The organism is Prevotella sp. CAG:592, assembly GCF_000436015.1.
Classification (GTDB): Bacteria; Bacteroidota; Bacteroidia; order Bacteroidales; family Bacteroidaceae; genus Prevotella; species Prevotella pectinovora.
In genome coordinates this window covers 25,442-40,120 of record NZ_FR892558.1, presented here as the reverse complement: position 1 = coordinate 40,120, position 14,679 = coordinate 25,442, and the positions used below count along the sequence as shown (strand labels likewise).

Here is a 14,679-nt window from a genome sequence, read left to right as displayed (position 1 = left end):
TTATGAAAAAAATAGCTTTGTTTTCTGCTGTAGCATTGTTCGCATATTCTAGCGCCATGGCACAGGAGACATATGAAAATGCAAAAATTGCAGATCAGGATTTAAATGGCACTGCAAGATATATTGGTATGGGAGGTGCTCTGGATGCGTTGGGTGCTGATATATCCACCATATCTTCAAACCCTGCTGGCATTGGACTATTCAGACACTCTTCTGCCAATGTTTCATTCGGCATCGTATCGCAACAAGACTGTAAGACCTTTGCAAATGGTAAAAAGACAAATCTCAGCTTTGACCAGATTGGATTCGTGTATTCCAGGCGTACAGGTCGTAGCTCATTCATGAATTTCGCATTCAATTATCACAAAAGTAAGAATTTTGACTTTATATTGTCTGCAACCGGCAAATTGGATGGTTTGTCTTCGCAAAACAAGCAAACATTCCTGAAGAGTCAAGACCAGTACTTTGACCTTTCTGACAAGGGTGGGGCTTATGTCGGAAACGACAACTCGTTCAACCAAGTCGACTACCTTTATGCAAATACCCTTTTGCCTGTTGCTTTTGACGATAAGAACAAGGGGTACATCGACGGTTATTTAGGAGCTTCAGACTTTGATTTCAACAGGACTCACAGTGGATATATCGGAACATACGATTTCAACTTGAGTGGCAATATAAATGACCGTGTGTATTTGGGAATAACATTTGGAATTCATGACGTTCACTACAAATCGTATGGAGAATACACGGAGGCGTTATTAGATAGTTCGGACAAGAGTATTGGTAAAACATCATTGTCGGACAACAGAAAGGTGACTGGTACAGGATTTGATGTCAAAGCTGGTATTATATTCCGTCCGGTAGAAAGTTCGCCCTTCCGTATAGGTCTATCGATAGCTACTCCAATTTGGTATGATCTGACTACAACAAATTACACCACTATTGACAACCGCTCATTAGCTGACAATTTCGGCTATTACGACACGGGAAATATCGGGGAGTCATATGATTTCAAATTGTACACTCCTTGGAAGTTCGGCTTGAGCCTTGGTACTACCTTCGACAATTATCTAGCCATAGGTGCAGGTTATGAATATTCGGATTACAGTACGCTCGATTCAAGAATTAACGATGGTGGCGATTATGACTGGTATTATGATACTTACTATTCGAACAGTTCGTCAGATGGAGAGATGAACGACCATACAGAAAGCACTCTGAAAGGCGTAAGTACCTTGAAACTCGGAATGGAGTTCAAGGCTGATGATAATTTGGCAATACGCCTAGGCTACAATTATGTTTCCCCTAAATACGAGAGTGTGGGTTATAAGGACGGAACAATCAACTCTCCAGGGTCTTATTATGCGTCTACAACGGATTATACCAATTGGGAGTCCATCAATCGTGTAACTTGCGGAATTGGCTATACATTGAACAAATTCTCGCTTGATCTGGCATATCAGTATTCTGTACAGAATGGAAAATTCCATGCTTTCACAGATTATATATCAGAAGTAAAAGACATGTCTAATCTATGTGATGCCGTAAAGGTAAGCAACAAGCGGCATCAGCTGCTGTTGACTTTAGGCTATCATTTCTAAATTGTGTTTATGATCAAACAATATAATATCATTTTAGGCAGTGGAAGTCCGCGCCGCAAGGAACTCCTTAGCGGTTTGGACCTCCACTTCAGAGTTTTAGTACGTGAAGGGATAAAAGAGACATACCCTCAAGACCTGCCGGCCAAGGAAGTTGCCCGCTATATTGCCGAAGAGAAGGCTTCTGCTTATACCGACCTCCTGTCAGGTGACACTATGGTTATAACGGCAGATACTATAGTCGTTTGTGATGATACAATACTTGGTAAACCCCACGACATAAATGATGCAGTCAGGATGCTAAAAATGTTAAGTGGGAAAACCCATCAAGTAATCACAGGGGTCTGCATATCAACTAAGGAAAAGAAAAAAGTTTTCTCCGTTAACACCAATGTGACATTTAAACGACTTCAAGACACTGAGATAGACTATTATGTCTCTAAATACAAACCATTTGACAAGGCAGGAGCCTATGGCATACAGGAATGGATAGGACATGTGGGAGTGGAACATCTTGATGGCAGTTATTTCAATGTGATGGGATTACCGGTGCAGCGTATTTATCAGACGCTAACTGAAGAGTTCTAGTAAAATGTACGCAAATATCTGTATAGCATAATAATGGAAAAATTAGAGGATAAGAAAATAGCAGTATTATTGTCTGGTGGTGTAGACAGTTCTGTCGTTTTATATGAACTGGCGGAAAAAGGTCTGACACCAGACTGTTTTTACATAAAAATCGGCCCAGAAGAGAAGGAAGAATGGGATTGTTCATCAGAAGAAGATCTGGAAATGGCAACCTCTGTAGCTCATAAATACGGATGTAAACTTGCTGTGATCGATTGCCATAAAGAATACTGGAATGAGGTTACTCGTTATACGATGGAAAAAGTCAAGGCAGGTCTTACGCCTAATCCTGACGTGATGTGCAACCGTTTGATCAAGTTCGGTGCATTTCATGAAAAGATTGGTTACAAATATGATCTGATTGCAACAGGACATTACGCACAGACTGAGATTGACGAGAATGGAAGAAAATGGCTTGTCACCAGTCCAGACCCAGTAAAAGACCAAACAGATTTTTTAGCACAACTATATTCATGGCAATTACGGAAAGCTATATTCCCAATAGGTCACTTCCAGAAAGACGAGGTAAGGATAATCGCTGAAAAAGAACAACTTGTAAATGCAAAGCGAAAAGACAGTCAGGGAATCTGTTTCTTAGGTCAGATCAACTATAATGAATATATACGCAGGTATTTAGGTGAAAACATAGGCGACGTAATAGAATTTGAAACCGGAAAAATAATTGGCAAACATCGCGGATTGTGGTTCCACACAATAGGCCAACGTAAAGGTCTTGGATTTGGAGGTGGACCATGGTTCGTTGTCAAGAAAAATGTGCAAGACAATATCCTCTATGTCAGCCATGGCTATAACCCTCAGACTGCATACAAGAAAGAATTCCCCGTTATGGATTTTCATTATTTGACAGAAAGGGTCAATATGGATAAAATAACTTTTAAAATACGCCATACACCAGAGTATCATAAAGGAAGAATTGAGATAACAGGCGATTCGGATTTTGTTGTTCATGCAGAAGAATTCATCCATGGTGTTGCACCAGGACAGTTTTGCGTCATCTATGACGAAAATCACCATAGGTGTTACGGTAGTGGTGAAATCACAGCCATTTGACAAATTGTAAATTTTTAAATACTTTTCAAGCCTTAACAATCATTTTGATTGCGCATTCTGAAATCGTCTAGAGTGTTTTTCGTGGTGTCTCAACAGTTTTTACTTTCCATTAGGATTACCTTACCGTCATTATGTATTGTTTCTGATACAATCATCCCACATTATTATATAAATAAGATGAAGTCTTTATCAGTTTAAACGAAATTTCCTTCAAAATATTTTGCGAGTTCGAATAAAAGGCGTAACTTCGCAATTGAAAAACATTAACCTAAAACTATTATTTCGAATGAAGAAGTACAATTTTAACGCAGGTCCTTCAATTCTTCCAAGAGAAGTAATTGAAAACACTGCAAAGCAGATTCTGGATTTTAACGGTATTGGTTTGTCTTTGGCAGAAATCAGCCACAGATCAAAGGATTTCCAGCCAGTTATTGACGAGGCAACAGCTTTGATTAAAGAGTTGCTTAACGTTCCAGAAGGATATTCAGTTCTGTTCCTTGGTGGTGGTGCTTCATTGGAATTCTGTATGATTCCATGTAACTTCCTGAAGAAGAAGGCTGCCTATCTGAACACTGGTGTGTGGTCAAAGAAGGCAATCAAGGAGGCTAAGCATTTTGGAGAGGTTGTTGAAGTAGCTTCTTCTGCTGATGACAATTACACCTTTATTCCAAAGGGGTGGACTTGTCCAGATGATGTTGATTATCTTCATATCACAACTAATAATACTATCTACGGTACTGAGCTGCGCGAGGAGCCAAACGTAAACGTTCCTCTGATTGGTGATATGTCATCAGATATCTTCAGCCGTCCGGTAGATGTTGCAAAGTATGACTGTATCTACGCTGGCGCACAGAAGAACCTTTCTATGGCTGGTGTAACATTGGTTATCGTTAAGGATGAAGCTCTGGGTAAGGTTGAACGTGAGATACCTACGATGTTGAACTATCAGACTCATGTTGACAAGGGCAGTATGTTCAATACTCCTCCAGTAGTTCCTATCTATACCTGCCTTGAGACTCTTCGTTGGATCAAGAAGAACGGTGGTGTTGAAGAAATGGACAGAAGAGCGCACGAAAGAGCAGAACTTCTGTATGCAGAAATTGACCGCAACAAGTTGTTCCGTGGCACAGTAGCAAAAGAAGACCGTTCACTCATGAATATTTGCTTCGTTATGAACGATGAGTACAAGGAACTTGAGAAAGCGTTCTTTGATTTCGCAACATCTAAGGGCATGGTCGGCATCAAGGGTCACCGCTCAGTAGGTGGTTTCCGCGCAAGCTGCTACAACGCAATGAGCGTAGAGGGTGTTAAGGCTCTCGTTCAGTGCATGCAGGAATTCGAAGCACAGAACTAATTCTGAATAAGACAATATCAATCAAACCCGTGCTCCATACTGAAGCATGGGTTTTGATTTAAAAAAATACTTTCGACTATTTAATCATAAGTCAACCTTAAAGTGTAATAATTTAAACCTTATAATTATGAAAATTCTAGTAGCAACAGAAAAACCATTCGCACCAGTAGCAGTTAATGGAATCAAGGCAGAGCTTGACAATGCAGGCCATGAACTTGTATTGTTGGAGAAATATACAGAAAAGCAGCAGCTTCTTGACGCAGTAGCCAATGCAGACGCACTTATCGTGCGTTCAGACAAGATTACTCCAGAAGTGCTTGATGCAGCTAAGGAGCTTAAGATTGTAGTACGTGCAGGCGCTGGCTATGACAATATTGATACTGCTTACGCAAAAGAAAAGGGTATTGTGGTTGAAAATACTCCAGGACAAAACTCAAACGCAGTTGCTGAGTTGGTATTTGGTCTATTGGTTTACGCTGTCAGAAACTTCTACAACGGCAAGGCTGGTACAGAGCTGAAGGGTAAAAAACTTGGTATCTTAGCTTATGGCAACGTAGGAAGAAATGTTGCTCGCATTGCTAAGGGCTTTGGTATGGATATCTATGCTTATGACGCATTCTGTCCTAAGGAAGTAATTGAGCAGAGTGGCGTTCATGCTGTTGACAACCAGGAAGAGTTGTTCTCTACATGTGATGTCGTTTCACTACACATCCCTGCTACAAACGAGACCAAGAAGAGCATAAACAAGGAGCTGGTTTCCAAGATGAAGAAGGGTGGTATCCTTGTTAACACAGCTAGAAAAGAAGTTATCAACGAAGAGGAACTTGTAGCACTTTTGCAGGAGCGCACAGACCTCAAGTTCGTTACAGATATCAAGCCTGATCTTGATGCAGAATTTGCAGAGAAGGCAGAAGGTCGTTATTTCAGCACCCCTAAGAAGATGGGCGCTCAGACAGCAGAGGCTAACATTAATGCAGGTATAGCAGCCGCTAAACAGATCAATGCTTATTTTGCAGAGGGTTGTACAAAGTTCCAGGTTAACAAATAATATTTGCTAACATATTTGTAATAATTCAAATTTGACATAAAGATATGGCAACAATAAAACCATTCAAAGGCATCAGACCTCCGAAAAACCTCGTTGAGAAGGTAGAATCAAGACCATATGATGTTCTTAATTCAGAAGAGGCAAGAGCAGAAGCTGGCGATAATGAAATGAGTCTATATCATATCATAAAGCCAGAGATAGACTTTGAGCCAGGTACAAGTGAGTATGACCCACGTGTTTATGATAAGGCAGCTGAGAATTTCAAGAAATTCAAGGATAACGGCTGGCTGGTTCAGGACAACGAAGAGCACTACTACATTTATGCTCAGACAATGGGCAACAAGACACAATATGGTATTGTGGTTGGTGCTCGTGTAGAGGATTATATGAACGGCACAATCAAGAAGCATGAGCTTACACGTAGAGATAAAGAGGAAGACCGTATGAAGCATGTTCGCGTAAACAACGCTAACATTGAGCCGGTTTTCTTTGCATATCCTGATAACGAAAAGCTTAATGCCCTGCTTGAAAAATATGCGAAGACAGAGCCGGAATACGATTTCATAGCTCCTATTGACGGCTTCGGCCATAAGTTCTGGGTGATTTCAGACAAGGAAGACATAGATCTCATTACCAATGAATTTGCTGCAATGCCGTCTTTGTATATTGCAGATGGTCACCACCGCTCTGCAGCTGCAGCTCTGGTTGGTGCAGAAAAAGCAAAACAGAATCCTAACCACACAGGCAATGAGGAGTACAACTACTTCATGGCTGTTTGTTTCCAGGCTTCTCAGTTGACAATTCTTGATTACAACAGGGTTGTGACAGATTTGAACGGTTACTCATCAGAGGATTTCCTCAAGGCCTTGGAGAAGAACTTTATCGTTGAAAACAAGGGAACTGACCTGTACAAGCCGACAGCATTGCACAATTTCTCTATGTACCTTGACGGAAATTGGTATAGTCTGACTGCTAAGGAGGGTACTTATAATCCAAATGACCCAATTGGTGTTCTCGACGTTGATGTGTCAAGCAGACTTATCTTCGACGAACTTCTTGGAATTAAGGATTTCCGCTCCGACAAGAGAATTGACTTTGTCGGCGGTTTGAGAGGATTGGAAGAGCTTAAGCGCAGAGTCGACTCTGGTGAGATGAAGATGGCTTTGGCACTTTATCCTGTAACAATGAAGCAAATAATGGATATCGCAGACAGTGGCAAGATTATGCCACCTAAGGCAACATGGTTTGAACCTAAACTCAGATCAGGACTTATCATCCATGAATTAGCATAAGAAACAAGGAACACACTAAATAAGGCGCACTCAATAATTTTATTATTGGTGCGCCTACTTTTGATTAAAACAGAGTAAGGATAATCGTCATCAAGAAATTACAGTATTAAAAGTGGAAGATAAATACACGACAATCACAAAAACAATAGGGGAGGGTTTCTACAGTGAGAAACGCAGCAAGTTTCTTGCTTTTGCCCATCATGTAGAATCACAAGCACAAATAAGAGAAATATTATCTATCTATAGAAAAAAATATTATGACGCAAGACATGTCTGTTATGCATATGTATTAGGGGCTGATAAGGCAGACTATAAAATGAATGATGACGGAGAACCAAGCAGCACCGCAGGAAAACCGATTTATGGACAAATAGTATCAAATGACCTCACTGACATTCTTATAGTCGTCATAAGATATTATGGAGGTGTAAATCTTGGCACCGGAGGGTTGATTGTAGCTTATAGAACCGCAGCTGCAGATGCATTGTCACATTGCGTTATTGAAGAGAAGTACATTAAGGAAAAAATAACATTCACTTTCCCATATGTCATGATGAACGGAGTCATGAAAGTAGTAAAAACAATGGAACCACAGATTATTTCGCAAGAGTTTGACAACACCTGTACGATTACACTCTCAATAAGGAGATCGAAGGCAGACGAACTGAAAAATAAGTTGAACAGCTTGTCCTTTGAATGATATTTAGGCACACTTCTATCAAAGTCATTGGATATGTTGGTCTTTAAAACAATGTCGTCGCAATATGCATTCTTTGGCGTATAAAAATAGCTGTTCTGCACATTTAAAACAGTTACTTATATCCCCAATATAGGTTACTTTTCATTTAAATGTAAGCTACTTTTAATAGAATTATTACCAATGTCGTACATTTGTCGCATATTTTCCAGCGTAAAACTTCCGCGAAATGCCAATTAATGTTTTGTTTTCTTTATTATTTAACCTAAAACTTTGTACCTTTGCACGATTAATGCAGTTCGATAGGTAAATACATATAGGTTTTAGACTGCACATTTAAAGAATAAAATAACGAACGAAATGCTAAAATTTATATCTTTTGGCAGCGGTAGCAGCGGAAACAGTTATCTGTTAATGTCGGATAATACTATATTAATGTTGGATTCTGGCGTTGGTATAAGATCCATGAAAAGATATTTCCAGGAATATGGATTGTCCTTTACTAAAATCAACGCTATACTTGTGACACATGACCATGCAGACCACGTCAAGTCAGTAGGGGCAATAAGTAATGATTTCAAGATTCCTGTTTACGCTACAGAAGCAGTCCACAAAGGAATACAAAAAAACTATTGTGTACGAAAGAAAATTAATGCGGCAAACAAACGGGTTTTCTTACCTGGAGATGACACCATAGAGATTGGTGACTTCAAGATCACTCCTTTTGACGTTCCGCATGACAGTTGTGGTAATGTGGGCTATACAATAGAATATCATGACGTCGTTTTTGGCCTCATGACAGATATTGGACATATTACAGATACTATCCGAGACAATATAAGAAAATGCAATTATCTGGTTATGGAAGCCAACCATGACGAATCGATGTTACAGAATGGTCCATATCCACAATATCTTAAAGATAGAATAGCAGGTGGGAATGGACATTTGAGCAATGTAAAATGCGCTCAGACTATATGTGAATGCTATATGAAAGGCTTGAAGCACATTTGGCTCTGCCATTTAAGTGAAGAGAACAATCATCCTGAGCTATTGAGAAAGACAATAGAAAAGGAATTTCAAGAAAATGGCTTGCGTATGGGAGGCGATATAGAAGTAGATATTCTTCGACGCAGACAGCCAACCGGCATTTTCAACTTGTTATGATACACTGGCGAGAGCAAGCAATGAATCCTGCAGGACAAGGACTATAACATATATTATTTAGTTAATTTAACAACAAAACGAACATGAGGAATTTATTTATCAAGACCATGGTAGTCGCTTCTTTGTGGTTTGGAGGGGCATCAGTTGCATCATCTCAGAATATTCTAGGTGGAATCTTGGGTAACGTAGCTGACAGAATGTCAAACAAGCAAAACGGCAGTAAGACAGAAGGAAGTAAGCTTTCAGATATTTATGAGGGGCTTACATCTATTTTCCAAAACAGCAAAGTCGCTACTGCTGACAAGATTGTCGGAACGTGGGTTTATAAAGAACCAGCTGTGGTGTTTGAAAGCTCAAGCCTTCTGAAACAAGCAGGAGGAAAGCTAGTTTCAACAGCTATTGAGAATAAACTTAACACTGTATTTAACAAATATGGCATTAAGGCAGGGAAGTTCAAGATGACCTTTGACAAGAAAGGCAATTTCACACAGGCAATTGCCAAGAAAACTGTCACCGGAACCTATACCATTGAAGGCAAGAATGTGAAACTGACATATTCAGGTGGAATTCAGCAGATAATGGGAACCACACAGATTGACGGTAATTCATTGCTGATTGTCATGGATGCGACAAAGCTCCTTAAATTTGCAAGTGCTGCAGGAGCAATGTACAATAATTCTATGCTTGGCACAATCAGTTCATACCTGTCAGGTGTTGAGGGAATGGAATGCGGAGTAAGATTAGAGAAGTCGAAATAGTTAATTTTAATCAATGCTTGATGTTTTTTAGTGATATTTGTTAAAATATACTCAAAATTACGAAACAACATTCGACAAATCATATTATTTTATTAACTTTGCACGCCACTACGAGTTAATGGCATTAAATTCAAACCTAAAAATAAAAATTTAAATGGCAACAAAAATCAGATTACAGCGCGGTGGTCGTAAGGGCTATGCTTTTTACAGCATCGTAATCGCTGACGTTAGAGCTCCACGTGATGGAAAGTTTACTGAAAAGATTGGTACTTATAATCCAAACACTAATCCAGCCACAGTAGATTTGAATTTTGATCGTGCTCTTTATTGGGTAGAAGTTGGTGCACAGCCAACTGACACTGTTCGTAACATCTTGAAAGGCGAGGGCGTTTATTTGATGAAGCACTTGCGCGGTGGTGTTAAGAAGGGTGCATTTGACGAGTCTGCTGTACAGGCTAAGTTTGACGCTTGGAAGTCAGAGAAGGCAGCCAAGCTCGATTCAGTTCGTAATGGTGTCGCCAATGAAAAGAAGGCAACTTACGAGAAGAATTTGGCCGAGGAGAAGAAAGTCAATGAAGCTATCGCCAAGAAAGTTGCAGAAAAGAAAGCTGCAATTGAAGCTGCTAAGGCAAGCGAAGCATCTGAAGCACCTGCTGAGGAGACTTCAAACGAGGCAGAATAAATTATTCTTTTCTGCAAAACGACTTAAGGAAGCCACATGGCTTCCTTTTTTTATTGACTTTCCGTCATTAGTGTCCCGTTAAAATAGGGACACTAATGTTGACGAGTGTATAAAAGGAAAGACGAGAAAACAAGGAAAATTGTCTTCTTGAATAGTTCCAGATATTCTGAAAACTCTCACATTAACTCTTCTGCTTGTTTTCTCGTCTATTGTGAAGTATAATCAGTTTTGATAAGTCCTTTTACGAATTGATAGCCATTAGGAATTCTTCGTTGGATCTTGTTTTCTTCATATACTCTCCGATAGTGTTCATTGCTTCTACGGAAGTCATGTCGGCAATGGAATTTCTTACTACCCACAGGCGTTCCAGTGTAGTAGAGTCATGTAGTAGGTCGTCACGACGTGTACTTGACGCAACAAGGTTTACTGCAGGGAATATACGTTTGTTGCTCAAGCTGCGATCGAGTTGGAGCTCCATGTTTCCTGTACCTTTGAACTCTTCAAAGATTACTTCGTCCATCTTGCTGCCAGTGTCAATAAGAGCTGTTGCGATAATGGTCAGCGAGCCACCATTTTCGATGTTTCGTGCTGCACCGAAGAAACGTTTCGGTTTCTGCAGGGCATTTGCGTCAACACCACCGGTGAGAACTTTTCCACTTGCAGGAGCAACAGTGTTGTATGCACGTGCTAGTCGTGTTATTGAATCGAGGAATATCACTACGTCGTGGCCACATTCCACCATACGCTTGGCCTTCTCCAATACGATGCCTGCTATCTTTACGTGTCTTTCTGCTGGCTCGTCGAAAGTAGAGGCGATTACTTCTGCATTTACAGTTCTGGCCATGTCGGTAACTTCCTCCGGACGTTCATCAATAAGCAGCATCATGAGGTAAGCTTCTGGATGGTTAGCTGCTATAGCGTTGGCTATATCTTTCATGAGTACGGTCTTACCGGTTTTTGGTTGTGCCACGATCAAGGCTCTCTGACCTTTACCTATTGGAGCGAAGAGATCTACAATTCTCGTGCTTAGATTTGTTGTTGCAGGGTTGCCGCATAATGTGAACTTCTCTTCAGGGAATAATGGAATAAGGTGTTCAAAAGGCATTCTGTCTCTCACTTCTGATGGAGTCCTTCCGTTGATTTTATCTATTGATGTCAGAGGGAAATACTTTTCTCCATCGTGTGGTGGTCGCACATGGCATTCTATCACGTCACCAGTCTTCAGTCCGTTGTTCTTAACCTGTGCGTTCGAGACGTATATGTCGTCTGGCGATGACAAATAGTTGTAATCGCTGGATCTTAGGAAACCATATCCATCAGGCATAATTTCTAATACGCCGTTTGCCGTTATTATGTCGTCAAAATTGTATTGAGTCTCCTGTTTCTCGTCAACTGCAAACATATTGTCATTTGTAACCGATGCGGTTAGATTGTCAAACATGTCGTAGTTGGGCATTGCTGTTTGGTCTTCTATTGGCAAGTCTACTATAGTTATGAAGTCGGTACCATCACCAGGATCTCCTTCCCACACTTCGTCAATTTTATTTTCTGCAATCCCTGCTTCATATGACTCATCAATTTTCTCGTTGTGGGCATTCACTTTCGCCTGAAGCTGTGCAATAAGGTCAGCCTGTATATCACCGTCTTCGCTGTCGTTGTCGCTTAATGCGAACTGTGCCTCAGGTGTGGCGGTCATGATGTCGTCTGTGTTATCTGTTTTCTTAGATATTGAGGGCTCTTCCATGCTTGGTTCTTCGTTTGCTGACAAAGGGGCGATGGTTTCTGTTGTCTCACCTATATTTTGATTTTCTTCAGTCTCGGTTGATTCTGGAGTTGGCTTCATTTCTGCAATTTCCTGAATGGTCTCAGCAGCTTCTTTTGCTAGTTCATCAGCTTGTTTCTGGGCTTTTGTCCTTCTTGTCCTTTTTTTAGGAGTGGCCTCTTCTGCCGATTCTGTTTCTGCAGACTTAGAGTCTTTGCTGTCGGCAACAGGCTCCTCAAAAAGCGGCAATTGGCTGGTTGCTGGTGTCGTCTTGCTTTTCTTTAAGTCGAAGTTTTCCCCAGTAGCACCTTTGACTGAATAAACTTTGTCAGTTTCCTTTTTCGTTATCCTTGTTCTTTTGCGTTTTGTGCCAAGAGGATTCTTGTTGCCTTCCACTTCAGCCTGTTTGTCCAGGATAGTGTATACAATAACCTCTTTTGAGTCAGACGGAGTGGTCTGTGCTCCAATATTGTTAGCAATATCCTCCAATTCGGAGATATCCTTCGATAGTAATTCGTCTTTGCTATACATAATAAATTATGTGTGAAAAAATTATATGATTTTCGTTTCAAAAAAACAGAAACAAAGGGTGTTTCTAATGATTTTGCAAATATACAAAACATTCTTCAAACATTTGCTTTGTTAATTGGTAATTTACCTATTGGTTAACCAAATTTAACTTGCGGTTCCTTGTCATGTCGTAAATATCATTATATTCAGACGCGACTTGAAATCAATTTATAGAATCCTCTATGTTTGTCGTGTTGAAATCTATATTTTTGTTTTATTCTTCAATCTCAGCCAATTCGAGCCATTCTAATGACTTTTGGTCAATTATCTGCTTAATTTCAGAGAATCTGATGCTCTTATTGGTCAGTTCATCCACAGTTAGTGTGCCTGAGTTGAGAGCTTCTTCTATGTGTCTCTGTTCTTTTTCCAACTCTGTAATTTCTTTTTCCAGTTGTTCATATTTGCATTTCTCCTTGTAAGTCATTTTCCTTTTCCCTCCTTGTTGGCTTTCTTTATGTTTTGAGGGTACGGTGACTTTTTTCTCTTTTTCCTTCTTTTCTCTTTCTTCAGATGTTATTATGCTGTTCCAATCACGGTATTGGGTGTAGTTTCCTGGAAAATCCTTTATCTCTCCATTTCCTTTGAATACAAGTAGATGGTCTACGGTTTTGTCGAGGAAATAACGGTCATGGCTTACTACGATAACGCAACCGGGGAAGTCCACAAGGTATTCTTCAAGCACTTGTAGTGTCTGGATGTCAAGATCGTTTGTTGGCTCGTCGAGTACGAGAAAGTTGGGATTTGCCATCAGTATCGTGCAAAGATATAGTTTTCGCTTTTCTCCTCCACTTAGCTTATACACGTAGTTGTGTTGCTGTTCTGGTGTGAAAAGGAAATATTGCAAGAATTGTGATGCTGACAAATGTTTCTTGCCTCCCACGTCTATATAGTCAGCTATGTTTGTTATGACGTCTATCACCTTCTGTTCTTCATTGAATTTGAGTCCTTCCTGTGAGAAGTACCCGAATTTCACAGTTTCTCCAATGTCAAATTTTCCTGAGTCTGGCTGTATTTTTCCTAACAGAAGTTTTATGAATGTTGATTTCCCTGCTCCATTGTCTCCGACTATACCCATTTTTTCGTATCTGGCGAAGTTGTAGTAGAAATCTTTGAGTATCACTTTGTCATCAAAAGCCTTTGACACGTATTGACATTCAAATATCTTGCTTCCGATATAAACATTGCTTGATTTGAGTCGGAGTTGTCTTTCTTCGATTTTCCGTTTTGCCACTTTCTCAAGCTCTACAAATGCGTCTTCTCTGTATTTCGCTTTGTGTCCTCTCGCCTGCGGCATTCTTCTCATCCATTCCAGTTCCCTTTTATAAAGGTTGTTAGCTCTCTGCACTTCAGTTCTCATATTGTCTATCCGCTCTTGTCGCTTTTCCAGATAGTAGCTGTAGTTGCCTTTATATTTATATATGGTGAAGTCGTCGAGTTCCAGTATTATGGAACATACTCTGTCGAGGAAGAACCTGTCGTGTGTAACCATAAGCAGCGTTTTGTTTCCTCTGCCGATGAATCCTTCTAGCCATTCTGTCATCTCTATATCGAGATGGTTGGTAGGTTCATCCAGAATGAGCATGTCGGGTTCGTTGATGAGTATATTAGCTAACGCCACTCTTTTTTGCTGTCCTCCGCTTAGTTGTCCCATAGGCTGGTTGAGGTCGGCAATCCTCAGTTGTGTGAGAATCTGTTTCGCTTTGAGTATCTTTTCTTCTTTGCCGTCGTGGTTGAAGCATGCGTCGAGCACGCTTTCGTTTGGGTCGAAGGTCGGCGATTGTTCCAGATATCCTACTTTTATTCCGTTGCTATATACAATGTTTCCCGCATCGTAGTCTTCTTTGCCTGTCAGTATGGATAGCAGTGTGGATTTTCCTGTTCCGTTTTTTGCTATTAGTCCGACTTTCTGTCCCTCTGCAATGCTGAATGATATATTGTCGAAAATCACCTGTGCTCCGAATGTCTTTGTCAGGTTCTGTACGTCAAGAAAAGGTTTCTGACTTGCCATAGTGTGTGTATTTAGTAAACGAATAGTCAAATTGACGAGTAGACA

At 40.3% G+C, this 14,679-nt stretch carries 12 protein-coding genes; 10 read left to right on the top strand and 2 right to left on the bottom strand.

Going from position 1 to position 14,679, the window contains the following annotated elements; translation table 11 throughout:
- Positions 1 to 2: 2 nt before the first annotated feature.
- The 10 genes from QVO99_RS04655 (at position 3) to QVO99_RS04610 (ending at position 10,294) form a co-directional block, all read left to right on the top strand.
- Entirely contained in the window at positions 3 to 1,601 is a 1,599-nt protein-coding gene (locus QVO99_RS04655; RefSeq protein WP_022316438.1) for an OmpP1/FadL family transporter, read from the top strand.
- Positions 1,602 to 1,610: 9 nt separating this feature from the next.
- Positions 1,611 to 2,186: a Maf family nucleotide pyrophosphatase gene (locus tag QVO99_RS04650; RefSeq protein ID WP_022316437.1), complete on the top strand. Its 576-nt coding sequence runs from the start codon at positions 1,611 to 1,613 to the stop codon at positions 2,184 to 2,186.
- A 33-nt stretch (positions 2,187 to 2,219) separates the two neighbouring features.
- Positions 2,220 to 3,296, top strand: coding sequence for a tRNA 2-thiouridine(34) synthase MnmA (gene mnmA, locus QVO99_RS04645; RefSeq protein ID WP_022316436.1), 1,077 nt, complete (start codon positions 2,220 to 2,222; stop codon positions 3,294 to 3,296).
- Between the two features lie 286 nt (positions 3,297 to 3,582).
- Positions 3,583 to 4,650 (top strand): 3-phosphoserine/phosphohydroxythreonine transaminase, encoded by a 1,068-nt coding sequence (gene serC, locus QVO99_RS04640; protein WP_022316435.1) that lies wholly within the window; start codon positions 3,583 to 3,585, stop codon positions 4,648 to 4,650.
- Between the two features lie 127 nt (positions 4,651 to 4,777).
- Positions 4,778 to 5,698: an NAD(P)-dependent oxidoreductase gene (locus tag QVO99_RS04635; RefSeq protein ID WP_022316434.1), complete on the top strand. Its 921-nt coding sequence runs from the start codon at positions 4,778 to 4,780 to the stop codon at positions 5,696 to 5,698.
- A 44-nt stretch (positions 5,699 to 5,742) separates the two neighbouring features.
- Complete coding sequence (locus QVO99_RS04630) at positions 5,743 to 6,990, top strand: DUF1015 domain-containing protein (protein WP_022316433.1); 1,248 nt, start codon at positions 5,743 to 5,745, stop codon at positions 6,988 to 6,990.
- A gap of 112 nt (positions 6,991 to 7,102) precedes the next feature.
- Entirely contained in the window at positions 7,103 to 7,690 is a 588-nt protein-coding gene (locus QVO99_RS04625; protein WP_288176962.1) for an IMPACT family protein, read from the top strand.
- 357 nt (positions 7,691 to 8,047) lie between these two features.
- Positions 8,048 to 8,854: an MBL fold metallo-hydrolase gene (locus tag QVO99_RS04620; protein ID WP_022316431.1), complete on the top strand. Its 807-nt coding sequence runs from the start codon at positions 8,048 to 8,050 to the stop codon at positions 8,852 to 8,854.
- Between the two features lie 83 nt (positions 8,855 to 8,937).
- Complete coding sequence (locus tag QVO99_RS04615; RefSeq protein WP_022316430.1) at positions 8,938 to 9,612, top strand: lipocalin-like domain-containing protein; 675 nt, start codon at positions 8,938 to 8,940, stop codon at positions 9,610 to 9,612.
- A gap of 154 nt (positions 9,613 to 9,766) precedes the next feature.
- Complete coding sequence (locus QVO99_RS04610) at positions 9,767 to 10,294, top strand: 30S ribosomal protein S16 (RefSeq protein ID WP_022316429.1); 528 nt, start codon at positions 9,767 to 9,769, stop codon at positions 10,292 to 10,294.
- 241 nt (positions 10,295 to 10,535) lie between these two features.
- Here QVO99_RS04610 and rho read toward each other — a convergent pair whose 3' ends face one another.
- The gene (gene rho / locus QVO99_RS04605) at positions 10,536 to 12,587 is read right to left on the bottom strand and encodes a transcription termination factor Rho (RefSeq protein ID WP_022316428.1); all 2,052 of its coding nucleotides are present in this window, start codon (positions 12,585 to 12,587) and stop codon (positions 10,536 to 10,538) included.
- Between the two features lie 253 nt (positions 12,588 to 12,840).
- Positions 12,841 to 14,634 carry a ribosomal protection-like ABC-F family protein gene (abc-f, locus tag QVO99_RS04600; protein ID WP_022316427.1) on the bottom strand — a complete coding sequence of 598 codons (1,794 nt, stop codon included), beginning with the start codon at positions 14,632 to 14,634 and terminating at the stop codon, positions 12,841 to 12,843.
- Positions 14,635 to 14,679 lie beyond the last annotated feature (45 nt).

Coding starts and splice junctions, on each gene's coding strand:
- QVO99_RS04655 (WP_022316438.1), top strand. CDS start 3: ATGAAAAAAATAGCTTTGTTTTCTGCTGTAGCATTGTTCGCATATTCT.
- QVO99_RS04650 (WP_022316437.1), top strand. CDS start 1,611: ATGATCAAACAATATAATATCATTTTAGGCAGTGGAAGTCCGCGCCGC.
- mnmA (WP_022316436.1), top strand. CDS start 2,220: ATGGAAAAATTAGAGGATAAGAAAATAGCAGTATTATTGTCTGGTGGT.
- serC (WP_022316435.1), top strand. CDS start 3,583: ATGAAGAAGTACAATTTTAACGCAGGTCCTTCAATTCTTCCAAGAGAA.
- QVO99_RS04635 (WP_022316434.1), top strand. CDS start 4,778: ATGAAAATTCTAGTAGCAACAGAAAAACCATTCGCACCAGTAGCAGTT.
- QVO99_RS04630 (WP_022316433.1), top strand. CDS start 5,743: ATGGCAACAATAAAACCATTCAAAGGCATCAGACCTCCGAAAAACCTC.
- QVO99_RS04620 (WP_022316431.1), top strand. CDS start 8,048: ATGCTAAAATTTATATCTTTTGGCAGCGGTAGCAGCGGAAACAGTTAT.
- QVO99_RS04615 (WP_022316430.1), top strand. CDS start 8,938: ATGAGGAATTTATTTATCAAGACCATGGTAGTCGCTTCTTTGTGGTTT.
- QVO99_RS04610 (WP_022316429.1), top strand. CDS start 9,767: ATGGCAACAAAAATCAGATTACAGCGCGGTGGTCGTAAGGGCTATGCT.
- rho (WP_022316428.1), bottom strand. CDS start 12,587: ATGTATAGCAAAGACGAATTACTATCGAAGGATATCTCCGAATTGGAG.
- abc-f (WP_022316427.1), bottom strand. CDS start 14,634: ATGGCAAGTCAGAAACCTTTTCTTGACGTACAGAACCTGACAAAGACA.